Source organism: Micromonospora fiedleri, from assembly GCF_016774385.1.
GTDB classification, from domain to species: Bacteria; Actinomycetota; Actinomycetes; order Mycobacteriales; family Micromonosporaceae; genus Micromonospora; species Micromonospora gifhornensis.
The window spans coordinates 133,350-149,676 of record NZ_JAETXL010000005.1; the positions used below are offsets into that span (position 1 = coordinate 133,350).

General features: G+C 72.6%; 14 protein-coding genes. 6 read left to right on the forward strand and 8 right to left on the reverse strand.

The features are described 5' to 3' along the window. Positions 1–34 precede the first annotated feature (34 nt). Both JMF97_RS14735 and JMF97_RS14740 read left to right on the forward strand, forming a co-directional pair. On the forward strand, positions 35–1,294 hold the full coding sequence (locus JMF97_RS14735; RefSeq protein WP_203222103.1) for an ROK family protein: 1,260 nt from the start codon (positions 35–37) through the stop codon (positions 1,292–1,294). Between the two features lie 138 nt (positions 1,295–1,432). Next, the gene (locus JMF97_RS14740; RefSeq protein ID WP_203222104.1) at positions 1,433–3,076 is read left to right on the forward strand and encodes a PP2C family protein-serine/threonine phosphatase; all 1,644 of its coding nucleotides are present in this window, start codon (positions 1,433–1,435) and stop codon (positions 3,074–3,076) included. Between the two features lie 4 nt (positions 3,077–3,080). On the opposite strand, the gene JMF97_RS14745 is transcribed toward JMF97_RS14740, so the two are convergent. Then, positions 3,081–3,632 carry a MarR family winged helix-turn-helix transcriptional regulator gene (locus JMF97_RS14745; RefSeq protein ID WP_238359422.1) on the reverse strand — a complete coding sequence of 184 codons (552 nt, stop codon included), beginning with the start codon at positions 3,630–3,632 and terminating at the stop codon, positions 3,081–3,083. Positions 3,633–3,725: 93 nt separating this feature from the next. Here JMF97_RS14745 and JMF97_RS14750 point away from each other — a divergent pair, with 93 nt between their 5' ends. After that, a complete protein-coding gene (locus JMF97_RS14750) occupies positions 3,726–4,853 on the forward strand; it encodes a PP2C family protein-serine/threonine phosphatase (protein WP_203222105.1) in 1,128 nt (375 codons plus the stop codon). Between the two features lie 9 nt (positions 4,854–4,862). Here the strand turns inward: JMF97_RS14750 and JMF97_RS14755 are convergent, their stop codons facing one another. The 7 genes from JMF97_RS14755 to JMF97_RS14785 form a co-directional block, all read right to left on the reverse strand. Next, positions 4,863–6,350, reverse strand: coding sequence for a sugar transferase (locus JMF97_RS14755; protein WP_203222106.1), 1,488 nt, complete (start codon positions 6,348–6,350; stop codon positions 4,863–4,865). Positions 6,351–6,558: 208 nt separating this feature from the next. Then, positions 6,559–8,322: a substrate-binding domain-containing protein gene (locus JMF97_RS14760; protein WP_203222107.1), complete on the reverse strand. Its 1,764-nt coding sequence runs from the start codon at positions 8,320–8,322 to the stop codon at positions 6,559–6,561. A gap of 144 nt (positions 8,323–8,466) precedes the next feature. After that, on the reverse strand, positions 8,467–9,504 hold the full coding sequence (locus JMF97_RS14765) for a lactonase family protein (protein ID WP_203222108.1): 1,038 nt from the start codon (positions 9,502–9,504) through the stop codon (positions 8,467–8,469). Positions 9,505–9,596: 92 nt separating this feature from the next. Next, positions 9,597–10,199, reverse strand: a complete 603-nt coding sequence (locus JMF97_RS14770) for a GTP-binding protein (protein WP_013735585.1) — start codon at positions 10,197–10,199, stop codon at positions 9,597–9,599. After that, on the reverse strand, positions 10,180–10,569 hold the full coding sequence (locus tag JMF97_RS14775; protein ID WP_043725610.1) for a DUF742 domain-containing protein: 390 nt from the start codon (positions 10,567–10,569) through the stop codon (positions 10,180–10,182). The genes JMF97_RS14770 and JMF97_RS14775 overlap by 20 nt, the downstream gene beginning before the upstream one ends. After that, positions 10,559–10,978 (reverse strand): roadblock/LC7 domain-containing protein, encoded by a 420-nt coding sequence (locus tag JMF97_RS14780; RefSeq protein WP_013735587.1) that lies wholly within the window; start codon positions 10,976–10,978, stop codon positions 10,559–10,561. Before JMF97_RS14780 ends, JMF97_RS14775 begins: the two co-directional genes overlap by 11 nt. Further along, positions 10,978–13,734, reverse strand: coding sequence for a sensor histidine kinase (locus JMF97_RS14785; RefSeq protein ID WP_203222109.1), 2,757 nt, complete (start codon positions 13,732–13,734; stop codon positions 10,978–10,980). Before JMF97_RS14785 ends, JMF97_RS14780 begins: the two co-directional genes overlap by 1 nt. Positions 13,735–14,080: 346 nt before the next feature. Between JMF97_RS14785 and JMF97_RS14790 the strand changes: the two genes are divergently transcribed. From JMF97_RS14790 to JMF97_RS14800, 3 genes are all read left to right on the forward strand, one after another. After that, positions 14,081–14,671, forward strand: a complete 591-nt coding sequence (locus JMF97_RS14790) for a hypothetical protein (RefSeq protein ID WP_203222110.1) — start codon at positions 14,081–14,083, stop codon at positions 14,669–14,671. Between the two features lie 10 nt (positions 14,672–14,681). Beyond that, positions 14,682–15,620, forward strand: a complete 939-nt coding sequence (locus JMF97_RS32335; protein WP_203222111.1) for a hypothetical protein — start codon at positions 14,682–14,684, stop codon at positions 15,618–15,620. Positions 15,621–15,812: 192 nt separating this feature from the next. Next, positions 15,813–16,196: a hypothetical protein gene (locus tag JMF97_RS14800; protein ID WP_203222112.1), complete on the forward strand. Its 384-nt coding sequence runs from the start codon at positions 15,813–15,815 to the stop codon at positions 16,194–16,196. The last annotated feature ends 131 nt before the right edge of the window (positions 16,197–16,327 follow it).

The following is a 16,327-nucleotide window of genomic DNA, read 5'->3' on the forward strand; positions in this document are numbered from 1 at the left end:
ATGTCGTCCGCTATTTGTTCAGTGGTTGAATTAAATGGCGGTGATGTGGCAGTGTCAAGAGGTGATCCCAACCGCAGCCCCGGCCGGCGCGGTGCGCCAGGGCAGCCTCCGCGAACTGAACCTCGCCCTCGTGCTCGGCCGGATCGCCGCCGCGCCCCGCCCACCGTCGCGGGCCGCGCTGGCGGCCGAGACCGGCCTGACCCGGGCCACGGTCTCCGCCGTGGTGGAAGACCTCGTCGCCGGCCGGTTGGTCACCGAGGCGGAGCCGCAACCGCGCTCCGGTGCCGGTCGACCGGCCCGTGGTCTGGTGCTCGCCGGTGACGGCCCGGCCGGGCTGGGCCTGGAGGTCAACGTCGACTACCTGGCGGCCTGCGTCGTCGATCTCGCCGGTGAGGTCCGACACCACTGCGTGCACCGTGCCGACCTGCGGCCGGTCTCCCCCGCCGACGCGCTGGGCCGGCTGGTGCGGCTGGCCGCCGAGGCCCGCGCCGCCGCCGACGCGCAGGGCCTCATCCTGGCCGGTGCCGCCCTGGGGGTGCCCGGCCTGGTCGACGACGTCGGGCAGGTCCGGCTCGCGCCGAACCTCGGCTGGCGCGACGTGCCGGTCCCCGAGCTGCTGGCCGGACATCCGCCGCTGACCGAGGTGATCGACGGCGTGCCGGCGCTGGTGGTGGACAACGAGGCCAACCTCGCCGCGCTCAGCGAGTTGCACGCGGGCGCCGGTCCGGGCAGCTTCCTGCACATCTCCGGCGAGGTTGGCATCGGTGCCGGCATCGTGCTCGACGGCGCCCTGTACCGGGGCGCCCGAGGCTGGAGCGGGGAGATCGGCCACATCCCGGTACGACCGGACGGCCCGCCCTGCCGGTGCGGCGGCCGGGGCTGCCTGGAGCGCTACGCCGGGCAGGAGTCGATCCTCGCGGCGGCCGGCCTGGCCGGGGCGGATCTGCCCGCCGACACCGCGCCGAACCGGTTGGCCGAGCTTGCCGGGGCCGGCGACGCGACCGTGCTGCACGCCCTGCACGAGGCCGGCGTGGCGCTCGGGGTGACCGTCTCCAGCGTGATCAACCTGCTGGATCTCGACACGGTGGTGCTCGGCGGCGGCTACGCGCCACTGGAGCCCTGGCTGCGGCCACCGATGCTCGCGGAGATCGACCGCCGGGTGCTGACCGCGGCCTGGTCGCCGGTGACCGTCCGCCCGGCGGCCCTCGGGGCGACCGCAGCCGCCGTCGGCGCGGCCGGATCGGTGGTACGCCGGATCATCGCCCGACCCGTCGCCTGGTTGGCTCGGCTGTAGCGGACTGCGCGCCGCGCGTCTCGTCGTGTCCCGGCGGCACTCGGTACCCTTGCTCCACAGCAACGATCACCGTGACCGCAGGAGCGACACCACCGGCATGCGCACCTCTCGACAGCGCAGGACGCACGGCGGGCATCGATGACCAGCACCCGCGAGGGCCGGGTCGCCGGCCCCGGACGCAGCAAGGGCCCCGGCAGGTCCGCCCGACCGGGGGTGGCCGCGCGCGTCGATCTGGCCGGTGAGCTCCTCGACGGGCTCACCGACGCGGTGCTGAGCACCGACGACCACGGGTCGGTCGAGCTGATCAACGCGGCCGCCGCCCGGCTGCTCCCCGAACTGCGCCCCGGCGTCGACCTGGCCACCTGCGCGGTGCCCGCGCTGGCGGCGGCGACCGTCGCCGGGCACACCCACTTCGAGGACGAACACCACCACCGGCAGCTGCACGGCGTACGGCGGGCACTGGCCGGGGGCCGGTCCGTCTGGTACGTCCGCGACGTCACCGAGGAGCGGGCCCGCAGCGAGGCCCTGCTGAGCGAACGCGGTCGTACCGCCTTCCTGGCCGACGCGGGCCGCCGGCTCGGGCTGGCGCTGCACCGCGACCAGGCCCTGCGGGCCGCCGCCACGCTGCCCGTGCCCTACCTGGCCGACCTGGCCCTGGTCGTGCACCTGCCGGCGGTGCCCGCCGAGCAACGGCCGCACTGGGTCCGGCACGCCGAGCACCAGTCCGGTCCGGTGGCCGGGGCGGCCGACTGGAGCCTGACCACCGCCCTGCCGGAGCTCGACGAGGCGCTCGACGGCGGGTTCCCGCCACCCCGGGTGTGGTCGGCCGGCCAGTTGGACCCGATCGTCGCGGCCGACCTCGAGCCCGGTGCCACCCTGCTGGTCAGCCCGATGCCCGGGGCCGGTCGGACGGCCGGGGCGCTGGTGCTGCTGCGGTACGCCCGACGAGGCGGCTTCGACCCGCGCGACGTCGACCTGGCCCGCGAGTTCGCCGCCCGCGCCGGCGCCGCCCTCACCATGGCCGAGTTGTACGACGAACAGGCCCACCTGGCGCGGGTGCTGCAGAACAGCCTGTTGCCCCCGGAGCTGCCCGGGATCGTCGGGATGGACGTCGCCGGGGGCTACCGCGCCGCCGGGGACAGCCTGCGAATCGGTGGCGATTTCTACGATGTCCTGCCCACCGACGGCGGCGCGTTGTTCGCCCTCGGCGACGTCTGCGGCAAGGGGGTCGGCGCGGCCGTGCTCACCGGCCGGGTACGGCAGTCGTTGCAGACGCTGCGGCTGGTCGAACAGCGACCGCTGGCGCTGCTGCGGCTGCTCAACCAGGCGCTGCTCGACATGTCCGACGCGGCCCGGCGCAGCCAGTTCACCACCCTGCTGCTCGGTACGCTGCGCCGCGAGCCCGAGGGCGGCCTGCGGATCCGGGTCGCGGGCGGCGGGCATCCGGCACCCCTGGTGGTTCACGCCGACGGCACGGTCACCTCGGTACGGGTGGGCGGGATGCCCGCCGGTGCCCTGCCCGACGCCCGGTTCACCGACGTCGACCTGCGGCTGCCGCCCGGTTCGGTGCTGTTCGCCCACACCGACGGGGTCACCGAGGCTCGGGGCGGCCCACACGGTGCGGAGATGTTCGGCGAGCGACGGCTCCGTCAGGCGCTTTCCTCCGGTGCCGGTCTGCCTCCCGCGGCTCTGGTCGACCGGGTGTTGCGCCTGGTCGACGAATGGTCCGCCGGGCAGCGGCACGACGACATCGCGATGCTGGCGGTGACCCCGGCCGGCTGAACCGTCAGGCCGTCCGGAAGACCGCAGTCTCCCCGTTCGACCAGCTCAGCGGGGCGTCGACGACGTCGCGGACCTCCGACAGATGACCGGTGTCCGGCTCGTCGGGCTGGGGCACCAGCGGCGACACCGGCCGGACCACGCGGGCCCGGGCCGCCTCGTCGAACTCCCGCAGACCACGCAGCAGCGCCTCACGGCCCTCCGGCGTCATGTCGGCCAGGATTTCGGCCAGGTGCTGGCGACGATCCTCGCGCAACTCGTCGAGAAGGCTGCGGGCCTCGGCGGTCAGGTGCAGGGAGATCTCCCGCCGGTCCGCCCGGCCGGGCTCACGCTCCAGCATGCCGGCGGCGACGAGCCGGTCGCAGAGCCGGCTGGCCGAGGAGAGCAGCATGTCCAGCCCGGCGGCCAGCCTGCGCAGGTTGATCCCGTCCTGCCGTTCCACGAGCATGACGGCACGAAGCTGGGCGGTGGAGATCCGGTTCGCTGTGCGCTCCCGGGCACCGTCCCAGACAGTCAGCAGGGCACCCGCCGCGACATCCACCTCGGCAGCCATACTCATCTCGGGTCCTGGAAAACCATGCTGTTCCGCCATCGTGCGCCTGAGCGTACTCCGATTCTGTCGGTCAATGGGCTTGTGATCAAGGAGATAGCCATGAGCGAGCCGGTCGAGCAAGCCCGCACCGTGCTCACCACGGCCCCTGCGGATCTCCTGCTGAGCCGGATCAGAGCGCTGCTCGACCAGGAGTACGGCATCGCGGACGTCGAACTCCTCCAGGTCGACTACCGGCTGGCCGCGCTGCTTCCGCTCACCTCCGGGGAGGCGGTGAGCGAACCGGGACACCCGGCCTGGCGGTGCTTCGACCACCAGAGCCCGGTGTACGTCGACAGCGCGGCCTACCTGCCGGTCAGCATGCGCGGCGAACGACGCGGGGTGCTCCGGGTGCACCCGGTCACGGACGAGGGCCTGCTGGCCGACCTCGCCGAGATCGGCACCGCCCTGGCCCACGAACTGACCGCGGTCGACCCGGGGACGGACGTCTACCGCACCGCTCGGCGGGCCCGGCGGCTCACGCTCGCCGCCGAGATGCAGTGGGAGCTGCTGCCGGGGCGCAGCCGGATCCGGCCCTCCTTCAGCCTGGCCGGGCAGCTGGAACCGGCGTACGCGGTACGCGGGGACAGCTTCGACTGGTCCGACGACGGTGACCGGGTGTGGACCGCCACCATCAACGGCATGGGTGCGGGCGTCGCCGCGTCGATGCTCACCACGTTGGCCACCTGCGCGCTGCGCAACGCCCGCCGGGCCGGCATCTCCCTGGCCGACCAGGCCGCGCTGGCCGACCAGGCGATCTACGCCCTGCACCGGGGCGAACAGTACCTCGCCACGCTGCTGCTCGAGGTCGACCTGCACAGCGGGTTGCTCACCGCCGTCGACGCGGGCTCGCCCCGGCTCGTCCTGCTTCGCGACGGCGAGGTCAGCGTGCAGCCGCTGGAGGCGCAGTTCCCCCTCGGCATGTTCGAGGGGTCGCACTATCGCGAGCAGCACATCCAACTCCAGCCCGCCGACCGCCTCTTCATGATCAGCGACGGGGTGCTCGACGCGACCGGGCAGGACGTCCGCTACGGAGAGAGCGCGTTGGACCGGATGCTGCGCCGCACCGCGCCGATGAGCCCGCTGGACGCGGTCCGCTCCCTGCTGGGCGACCTGCGGGCGTTCGTCGCCGGCGATCTCACCGACGACGCGGTGGTGGTCTGCCTGGACTGGTACGGACCGCAGCCGTGACCGGTCGGGTCAGTACGCGCCCCGGCTGTTGACCACCGCGCCGAAGGTCTTCCAGAGGATCGTCAGGTCGGCCGCCAGTGACCAGTTCTCCACGTAGTAGAGATCCAGCCGGATGCCGTCCTCCCAGCTCAGATCCGACCGGCCGCTGACCTGCCAGAGGCCGGTCATGCCCGGCTTGACCAGCAGCCGGCGGGCCACGTCACCGTCGTAGCGGGCCACCTCGGAGGGCAGCGGCGGGCGGGGGCCGACCAGGCTCATCTGCCCCAGCAGCACGTTGACCAGCTGCGGCAGCTCGTCCAGCGACCACTTGCGCAGCAGCCGTCCGACCCGGGTCACCCGCGGGTCGTCACGCATCTTGAACATCAGCCCGTCGGTCTCGTTCCGCGCGGCCAACTCGGCCAGCAGGGCATCGGCGTTGACCACCATGGTGCGGAACTTGAAGACGCCGAACTCCCGACCGCCCTGCCCGACCCGGATCTGCCGGAACAACACCGGCCCGCGGCTGTTCAGCTTGATGGCCAACGCGATGACCACGAGCAACGGCAGCAGCAGCGCCAACGCCACGAGCGAGATCGACCGGTCGACGAAGCCCTTCACCAGCTTGCGGATGCCCCGGAACTCGGGCGCCTCCACGTGGATCAACGGCAGGCCGGCCACCGGGCGGGTGTGGATGCGCGGGCCGGCGACATCCGTCAGCGCCGGGGCGAGCACCAGGTCGATCCCGGTGCCCTCCAGTTGCCAACCGAGCCGGCGCAGGCGGGCGGCGGTGAGTTCACCGCTGGCGGTGACGGCGACGGTGTCCGCGCCGATGGCGGCGGCGGCCTCCGGGATGCCCCGGAACGAGCCGACCACCGGCACGTCGCCGAGCCGCTGAGCCACCGGGGCCAGCAGGGCGTCCGGGATGCACGCGCCCACCACCTGGTAGCCCGCGTACGGCTCGCGGCGCAGGGTGTGCACCAGTTCCAGCACGTGCGCGGTGTCGCCGACCACCAACACCCGCCGGGACCAGCCGGTCCCCGCGGAGCGGGCCCGGTGCAGGCGCTTGCGCGCGGCGAACCGGGCGAGTTCGAGGCCGACCAGGCCCACGGCGAACGAGATCGCCAGGAATCCCCGGGACACGCCGACGTCGGCGATGTAACCGGCGATGGCCACCGCACCGGCCAGGCGGAGGCTGGCCATGCTGACCCGCCGGTACTCGTCCGCGCCGTAGCCGATCACCCGGTCGTCGTAGCAGCGCATCGCCTTGAGCGACAGCAGCCAGGCCAGCACCAGCCCGGGAGCGACCAGGACGTACGGCACGTGGGTGCCACGCGGAGCGGCCTCACCGAAGCGGGCCGCGTAGCCGGCGAGCACCGCCAGGGTCAGGACGGTGGCGTCCAGCACCACCAGGGTTCGCACGTAGGCCCGCTGGGCACCGCGTATCGAACTGCTCGATGACGCCGTGCCGTCGGGTCTTGCTGAAGATCTGGCGGGGGTCAACAGCGTCGCCGAGGTCACCAGCCCTCCCACTTCGCTCGCCGACGGCACGGGTCCGGCTCGTTGGAGAGCCGGAGCTGCCGATGCACGTCGACATCCTCCCCTGAAAACTATGACGGCCAATTGCTTCCGACGTATTGCCGTCACTTTCCGTGCCGGGTAACCAGCCGGAAGCTGGCCTGTGGTAAGGGTTTCCCCGATACCGCAGGGCTCGCCCTTGAGGCACCGATCAGGCCGGCGCCTTCCGCAGGGCGATCGCTCGCAGAAAGATGTCACCGATCTTAGTCGGGTCGGCGGCGACGAACGCACCCCCACCGGCGCTCTGTGCGATGGTGTCCAGCTCCGCCTTGCTGACCTCGGTGCCGATGCCGATGATGATCACCTGGATCGGCTGGTCCGGGTCCTTGATCCGCTTCAGCTCGGCGAGCAGCTGCCGCTGCGAGATGCCGTCGGCGTCCTCGTTCTTGCCGTCGGTGAAGAGCACGATCGAGTTGACCTTGCCCGGCTCCCAGTTCTGCTGCACGTCCTTGTACGCGGCCAGCAGCGTGTCGTACAGACCGGTGTCGCCGCTCGACGAGGTGATCGTGTCCAGGCTCCGCTCCAGGGTGCTGCGCTGCCGCGACAGCGGGCCGGTCGGCACCACCTGACGGTAGTCACGCGAGCCGTCCAACCGGGTGGAGAAGACCCACAGGCCGATCGACCAGGAATCGTCGAACAGGTTCAGACCCCGCCGGGCCGCTTCCGCGGTGACCTGCTGCCGGGTCGCCCCGTTGGCGGTCGGCACCGCCTTCTTCATCGAGCCGGACACGTCGATGATGCAGAGCATCCGACCGGAGAGGGTGGCGATGGACCAGCTGGAGACGGCCCGCTCCACCGCATCCGGCGCGAGGCCACCGGCGGCGATGCCGCCCTGGGGAGGTGGCGCCGCGGAGGGGTCACCACCGGCCGGGCTCGGTGCGCCCTTGGGCGGCTCGAAACCGCTGCCCCAGTTGCCGTCCGGCCCGCGCAGCGCCTGGGCCGCCAGCTTGTCCTTGAACGAAGGTGTGGTGAGCACCTCGAACAGCACCCGGGCGGCGGAGTCCTTGGCCGGCTCGATGCCCGGCAGCACCGCGTACGGGTAGTCCAGCGGCAGCGGCGACGGCTTCAGGTAGAGCGCAGCCAGCGGTACCGGCGGCTTCTTCGCGTTGTACTGGATGACGTCCTCTTCGGACAGCGCCGCCGCGCCCAGCGAGCTGGCCAGCGTGGTGCCGTCCGACGCGGTGGGGAACTTGGCGAGCAGGTCCTGGCGCAGCGCCGAGGCGCCCGAGGCCAGCGCCCGCAGCGCGCCGATGCGGTCCTGCTCGGCGGTGGCACCACCGGCGGAGGAAGCCGCCGTCATCAGCGACAGCAGTCCGGACAGTCCGGCGGCGTCGCGGGTCGGCTCGACGATGCCGGTCTTCAACGGCCGGTCGCTGTTGACCCGGGCCAGCAGCTCGGTCCAGCCGATTTCCTTGTCCGGCCAGCCCAGCACCTCGGCCCTCGGTTCCGGCATGGCAACCACCACCGGGCTGCTGGCGATGGAGGCGCCGTTGCCCGGCGCGAAGGCCGCCGCGCCACCGGTCTGCAACCGCAGCAACCAGGTGGAGGAGTCCGGGATCCAGACGTCGGGGCTCACCGCCGTGCCGCTGGCCTGACCGACGCCGGCCAGGGTGGCGCCGTGCTTAGCCGCCACCACCGCCGCCACCTCGACCGCGTCGGCGGCCGCTACGGTCACGTCGATGCAGGTGCCGTCGACCGCGGCACCTTTCTGCTCCCACTCGGAGGCCGCCGCGTCGACCGCCGGCGCGAGTTCGGTCGCGACCGCGACCGACAACTCGATCTTGCCAGAGCAGTCCGGGCCGGCAAGCTGGCGATAGCCCACCCACCCACCGGCGGTGACGACGAGCACGCCGACCGCTGCTGCGGCGGCGGCACCGTGAATACCTGAACGCATGCGATGGCGGCCTGCTGACACGCTGACCATCTTGCGGACCCGGCCATGGGACTGCCATGGCCGTTCGGACGAAAGTTACAGAGGAGAAACAGTTTACCGCGATTTAGTAACTTTGAGTGACGATTCAGCGGCGCAATGTGGATGGATCGCTGTCCACCACCACGATCAGGGCAGAACGCAAGTAGGGCTGGGAATCGGCAACGGCTCACCGACCGCCACCGGCACCCCGGTCTCCCGATCGACCCGGAAGGTGCGCACCATGTCCGCCCGTTCGTCCGCGACGTAGAGATGCGCTCCGATCAACACGAAATGGCGGGGCCATTCGCCGCCGGTCTCCACTTCATCGACCAGTTCCGGTAGACCCGCCCCGAGCGCGAAGACGGAAATCGTGCCGACCCCCCGGTTGGCCAGGTAGAGATGGCGACCGTCCGCGTCGACGGCGATCTCCGACGGCTGGACGTGCCCGGCCCGGTCGCTGGCGTCGACCCGCCCGCGCTGGTGCAGCACGCCGTCCTCGTCCGCCTCGTAGACCAGCACCGACCGGTCCAACTCCCCGGAGACGTAGCAGCGGCGTCCGTCCGGATGCCGGGCCAGGTGCCGGGGGCCGGCTCCCGCGGGCGTACGCACCCGGGGTGGCCGGGGCACCAGCCGTCCGGAGGCGGCGTCGAGGTCGTACCGGTAGATCGAGTCGGTGCCGAGATCGACCGCGAGCAGCGGCTGACCACCGACCCCGGGCGAGACCATGTGCGCATGGGCCCGCTCCTGGCGCTCCGGATCCGGCCCGTGACCGGAATGCTCCACCACGTCGCTGCGCTCGCCGGGCACCCCGTCGGCGTCGAGCGGGAAGACCGTCACACTCCCGCCACCGTAGTTGGCCACGAACAGGAACCGGCCGTCCGGCGCGACGGCCAGGTGGCAGGGCTCGGCCCCGCCGGTCGCCCACGAGCCGATCTCGGTCAGTTCGCCCTCGGGCCCCACCTGCCAGGCACTGACCTGCCCGTCGGGCAGCTCGTTGACCGCGTAGAGCACGGGCCGGCGGGGATGACGGGCGAGGAACGACGGCGACGCGGCGAGCGCGACGGTGCCCAGCGAGGTCAACTCGCCGGTCTCCGGGTCACGTCGAACGGCGACGATCCCCGTGCCCCGGCCGCCGCTGTGCGCCGTGTATCCGCCGATGTAAACGATCTCGCCTCGACCTGCCACCAGGTGTCACCTCTCCGCTGGACACTGCCCCGCCACCAGAAACCTTCCCCCGACACCGCCGGGTTAGACCTGCCGCCCGGCGCCGGCGGTGGTCACGCCGCCGGCACCGGCTCGCCCCGTTGCCGTGCCACGTGCTCGACCAGGGAGATCAGCACCGCCTTGCCGGACTGCCGGTCCCGGGCGTCGCAGAGCACCATCGGCACGTCCGGGTCGAGGTCCAGGGCCCGGCGTACGGCCTCCAGACTGAACCGTTGCGAGCCGTCGAAGCAGTTGACCCCGACCACGAACGGCACGCCCCGCTGCTCGAAGTAGTCGATCGACGGGAAGCAGTCGGCCAGCCGGCGGGTGTCGGCGAGCACCACCGCACCCAGCGCCCCGAAGGCCAACTCGTCCCAGAGGAACCAGAAACGGTCCTGTCCCGGCGTACCGAACAGATACAGCTGGAGATCGTCGTTGATGGTGATTCGTCCGAAGTCCATCGCCACCGTGGTCGTCGACTTGCCCTCGACGCCCGAGATGTCGTCGGTATCGACGCCTGCCCCGGTGAGGATCTCCTCGGTCTGCAGCGGCCGCACCTCACTCAACGCGCTCACCAGAGTCGTCTTGCCGGCGCCGAAGCCACCGGCGATGAGGATCTTCAGCGCGATCGGGATCCGAGAACCCTGACGCTCGGCGTCATAACGCACGGAGTCCATCCACCACCGCCTTGAGGATGTCGTTGTCGGGCAGGTACGTGGCGCGCGGCGGTTGTTGCACGGCGACCAGTCCCCGGGTGAGCAGATCACCAAGTAGCACCCGGACAACACCCACCGCCAGGTCCAGATCGGCGGCGAGTTCCACCACCGGCGTGCCCCGGCCCGCCAGTTCCACCAGCAGCCGGTGCTCGGGATGCAGTTCCGGGTACGCGCCGAGATCCGGGTTCGGGCTGGCCAACACGTACGCGACCAGGTCGAATCCGTCCGCGCAGGAGCGCACCCGGCCACCGGTCAGGGTGTACGGCCGCACCACCGGCCCGGCGTCGTCGTCAAGCCACTCGTGTCGATGCCCCGGTAAGTCAGTCCGCATCGGCGGCACCCAGCGACGCCCGGACCGGTGCCTGCAGGTTCTCACCGACCCGGGTCACCAGCATGGCCATCTCGTACGCGACCAGCCCGATGTCGGCGTCCGTGTCGCTCGCCACGGCCAGGCAGGCGCCCTGCCCAGCCGCCGTCACGAACAGGTACGCGGACTCCATCTCCACCACCGTCTGCCGGACCGGTCCCCCGGCCAGGTGCCGGCTGGCGCCTCGGGCCAGGCTGGCGAGACCGGAGGCCAGGGCACACAGGTGTTCGGCGTCGGCCTGGTCCAGTTCGGCGGAGGAACCGAGCAGCAGGCCGTCCGCCGACAGCACCACCGCCCGCCGCGCGGCGGGCAGGCGCTCCACCAGATCGTCGAGCAACCAGTCGAGATTGGCACTCTGCCTCGTCGATTGCATCAGGCGTCCCTCTCAGTAACGGTCAGGGATTCCACGGTGACCGGTCCGCCGGGTGGCGGTCCAGCCTCGTCGGTGCTCGTTTCCCGGTTCGCTGTGGCGGTCTCGTCCGGCGGATGCCCGGCGGGCGGGTCACCCTGCCCCTCGCGGCCGGCGGAGCCGACCTCCGCGGGGCGACCGTCGCCCGACTGCGTACGCGCGGCGGCCAGCCGGCCCTGCGCGGTGCCGGACTGCAGCGCCGACATGAACCGACGTGCCTCCTCCGGGCTGCGCGGCGTCGGCTCGGCCAGCCGCCCGGCGCTGCCTGCGGGGATCGTCAGGGGCTGGCGCAGGGTCGGCCCGTCGAGTGCCCCCGATCCGGGCGATCGGCGGGTCAACGCGGGCAGTGGGATGGTCGGGGCGTCCACCACGGCACCGCGGTCCGTCGCGGTCGGCACCGTCCGCCCCGAGGCCCCGTCGCCGCCCGCAGGCACGGCTTCCCCCGGCGACCCGGCGGCCGACTCAGCCTCCGTCCCGCCCGGCCCAACGTCCGACCCGACCGACTCGGCGCTCGCCCTGGCCGGCGCAGCGCCGGCCTCAGCGGTTTCCGCCGCCTCGGTGGTGGAACTGGACGCGGTCGGCTCGGCGGTGGAGCCGACCGGACGCCGTCGGATGCGCCGAGGCAGACCGTCGGATTCGGCCACACCGACGGTCGAGGCCTGGCTCGGGCCGCCCAGCTTCGTGGATGGGCGGGACGACTGCGGCCGCTCGGACGTCCCCCCACGGGTGCGTGGTCGGGGGACGGTCGTGAGCCGGGTGGCCCGGACCAGCCGCCGCTGCTCCATGCTGGCGTCGTCGCCACCCTCCATCGCGTCGAGTGGGGGCAGCGCCGACGGCTCGGCGGTGATCAACTCGGTGGGAATCAGCACCACCGCGGTCAGCCCCGCCCCGTCCGACCGGCGCAGTCGCACCCGGATGCCGTGCCGGCCGGCGAGTCGCGCCACCACGAACAGTCCGAGCCGGGCGGTCTCCGCCGGATCGAACTCCGGCGCCCGGGCCAGCTTGCGGTTGGCCTCCTCGATGGCCTCCGCGGTCATGCCGAGGCCGTGGTCGGAGACGGAGAGCGCGTACCCGTGGGCGACGTGCTCACCGGAGACCTGCACCCGTGACTCGGGCGGCGAGAATGCGGTTGCGTTCTCGATCAGCTCGGCGAGCAGGTGGATGATGTCGCCGACCGCCCGACCCACCGTGCCGGCGGGTTGCAGGTCCGTGATGTCGACCCGGTCGTACGACTCGACCTCGGAGATCGCCCCCCGGATCAGGTCCACCATGGCGACCGGTTCGCGCCAGCCGCGCCCTGGCGTGGCCCCGGCCAGGATGACCAGGTCCTCCGCGTGCCGGCGCAGCCGGGTCGCGAGGTGGTCGACCCGGAACAGCTCGGCCAGATGGTCCGGATCCTCCGCGTCGCGTTCCAGCCGGTCGAGCAGGGCGAGCTGGCGGTGCACCAGGCCCTGGCTGCGACGCGCGATGTTCAGGAAGACCTCGTTGAGCCCACGGCGCAGGGTGACCTCGACCTGGGCCGCGCGGATGGCGACCTTCTGCACCTCGGTGAAGGCCTGGGCCACCTGGCCGATCTCGTCGGTGCCCTGGTCGGCGACCGGCGTCTCCCGGGCGACGTCCACCTGTTCACCCCGGCGCAGCCGCTCCACCACGTCGGGCAGGCGCTGCTCGGCAGTCTCCTTCAGCCGCCCGCGCATCAGCGTGAGCCGCTGTGCCAGGGACCGGCCGATCCGCAACGCCACCACCAACGACGCCACCACGGCGATCAGGCCGAGCAGCCCGGCGCCGGCCAGCCGGGTCAGGATGCTGACCGCCATCGGCACCGACCGGTCGGCCAGTCCGTCGGCCTGGGTCAGCTCGAAGTCGCGCAACGACTGCTGGACGGTGTCGTACCCGGACTGCCAGGCGCGCGCGTCGACGGTGACCCGTCCCGACGGCCCGGCGGCGATCAACTCGTCCTGCATCGCGCGCAGCCGCGCGAACCCGTCCTGCTCGGCCAGGCGCTGGTACGCGGCCTGCTCGGGAGCGGGCAGGTCGGCCACCGCCGAGGCGAGGAGGAACCGCTGGTTACCGATGCTCTGCACGAGCAGCGTGTGTTCGCCCTTGGCGAACCCGCCGGCGGCCAGCGCCCCGGCCAGCAGCGCATCGGTCTGCCCGAGCAGTTCCCGGGAGCGACCGAGGTCGGTCAGCGCCCGCGCCTCCCGGTTGAGATCGTGGTCGGGCAGGTTCGCCAGGGCCTCGAAGGTGTGGAACGCGGCCGAGACCAGGTCGCTGTAGAGATTGACGGCGCCGATCCGGTCCAGATCCCGGCGGTCGATCGCCGCCCGTCCCGCCGGCAACGCCTCCAGCTTGCCGAGCAGCCGGTCCAGCCGCGCTTCGAGCAGCTCACCGGCGGCGTCGCGGAACTTCTCGCCGGAGACCCGCAGGCGCAGCTGCGTCACTGCCGCGTCGGTGCGCTCCCGCTGCTCACGCAGCGCCGGGAGGTTGGTACGGGACGAGGCGAGCTGCACCACCGAGAGCCGCCGCTCGCGCTGCAACTCGGCCACCACCGTCTCGCCGGGCCGGCCCAGGTCGTACAGGAGAGTCCGGGCGGCCAGCAGATCGAGCGCCGGGCCGAAGGTGAGCGTGGTCGCGAATATCCAGAGCGCCAGCAGCGCGGTCACCGGCACGACGACCAGGGCGGTCAGCTTGGAGCGGATCGGCCAGTCGCGGGTGTTCAATCGGACCTCGCCCGGAAGGGTGGCTGGAGGGGCTCCGGCACGGCCGGGCAGCACCGTTGCCGGGAACGCCCCAGTTGTCCGCCGGGGCGCCGGCTCGGGCGCCTTGGGCAGGATACGTAATCCGCGCTCGCCGCACTACCGTCCGTCGAGACTACCGGTACGTTGACGAACGTTCGGTTGACGCGCATCCCGCCCGAATCCATCCCGAACCGGTCGTTGCCGGTGCAATCGGCGGACACCGCAGCGGCTCCGGGGCCGCCAGGGGGCGACGTGGGCGAGGAAAGTGCTCCGGAAGGGGATTGGCGATCAGTGGACGGAGGGAATACCTGCAGGCGAAGGAGGAGCCATGTCGCCCACGCAGATAGTCGTCACCGTCCTCATCATCCTGATCGTCGCCGCCGTCGCCGCGGCCCTGGTGGTGGCCGGCCGCCGCCGGGCGCTCCGACAGCGCTTCGGGCCGGAGTACGACCACGTCATCGCCGAACAGGACAGCCGTAGCGCCGCCGAGCGGGAGTTGCGCGAACGCGAGCGCCGGCACGCCGAACTCGAACTGATCCCCCTCGACCCGGCCGCCCGGGCCCGGTACGCGGAGGCCTGGGAGGAACTTCAGGTCCGTTTCGTCGACTCCCCCGCCGAAACCGTCGGGCAGGCCGACGAACTGGTCACTCGGCTGATCGCCGAACGTGGCTACCCCACCGGTGACTTCTCCGACCAGATCGCGCATCTGTCCGTCGAACATGCCCGCACGCTCAGCCACTACCGGGACGCGCACGAGATCCACCTGCGCAACAGCCGTGGCGAGGCCAGCACGGAGGACCTTCGCCAGGCCGTCGTCCACTACCGGGCCCTCTTCGCCGACCTGCTCGGGTCCGAGCCTGCGGCACGGACCCCGGACCAGCGCCAGCCCGACGCCGCCCACGACGCCACCAACCGCTGAGGAGACCACCATGCGGCAGCAAGAGCAGCTCAACAACGACCACCCCGAGACCGTACGGTCGACCCCCGTGCCGGTCACCGACGACGACCACGTGACGGACGAGTTCGACGGCACCGACGAGCGGGGCGCCCGCGCGGAGGCCGGTGCGGACCGGAACCGGCCGTGGGACGGCCGACCGGGCGACGACGAGCGGGCCGAGTTCCACGACCCGGGGCCGGTGCCGACGGCCTTCGGTGCCACCTCGGTCGGCGGTGCGGTGGCCGCTTCCGCGCTGGCGAACCCCCGTCCGGAGAACGAGCCCGACCCGCGTGCGGAGCGCACCGCCCGGCCCGGCGACGGTGCCGTCGACGGCGAGCGTGAAGGGCTGCGCGCCGACCCCACGGCCGAGTTCGGCGGACGGCACGACGAGATCGACCCGGCCGAGGTGACGGAGGCCGACGATGTCGCCCGTGACGCGGGGACGCATCGGGCCGACCGCTCCGACGAGGTCGACGAGGACCGGTTCGACGACGAGGAGCGTGCTGCGGTGACCGACGAGGACCGGTCGCCGGGAACCGACACCGCGGCCGCGGCGGCCGGCGGGGCCGGCTACGGCAGCGCCACGCCCGCGATGGTCGACCCGGACACGCAGTCCGCAACCGGTGTCGCCGCCAACGGGTCCAGCGCCGCCGTACCGGCCGGAGCGGCGACGCTCTTCGACGACACGACGGCCCAGGGCTTCCGGGACCGCTGGCGCGACGTACAGCTGCGGTTCGTCGACGATCCCCGGGCCGCGGCCGGTGAGGCCCAGACCCTGGTCGACGAGGCCATGCAGGCGCTGTCGACCGCGTTGACCCAGCACAAGGAGAAGCTCGGCAGCTGGCAGGAGGCCGGTGCCACCGACACCGAGCAGTTGCGGGTCGCCGTACGCGAGTACCGCGACTTCCTGGACCGGGTCCTCGGTCGCTGACCACCACGAGCGGCGGGCGTCCTGCGGATGCAGGCGTCCGCCGTTTGCCGTGCGGTCCCAGCGGCGCGCTGTTCGTACCGCCCACGGATTCCCGTGCACCGAGCCGGCTCGGCGGTGAGGCATGTCGTCCCACCTGGCGGGTACCCCGCTGGGGGCCAGGTTGATGTGGCTGCGGACAGGAGGGCGGCAACGATGACCGAGCGTGGGCGGGAACGGCCGCTGGAGGAGCGCCCCGAGGTGGCCGCGGCGGTCGACGACGACTCCGGGGTGCCCCAGCTGATGACCGGGGGCGGTCCCGATTCGGACACCCCAATGTTCACCGAACCGGGCGAGCGGGCCGACCGGGGCGAATCGACCGACGAGATCATCGGTGATCCGTACGCCGCCGGAACGGGTGCCACCGGCACCGGCACCGGTGCCGCTCCGGACAACATCCGCACCGGCGCGGAACAGCCCTGGGATCCCGAGGATCTGGTGGTGGCCCGGGGCCAGGACCCCACCGCGGAGAACATCGAGCGGGCGCGGCGGGAGCTGGCCGAGACCGGTCGGGCGGCGGTCGAGAAGACCGTGCCCTGACCTCACCCCACGGCGGGGATTCCTCGCCGTGCACAGGGGTGGGCCCCTGGTCCGACCGGTGCGGTCGGACCAGGGGCCCGGGTAACCTGCCGCCGCAGTGCCTCACCTACCGCAGGCGGCGGGTGTGCCTG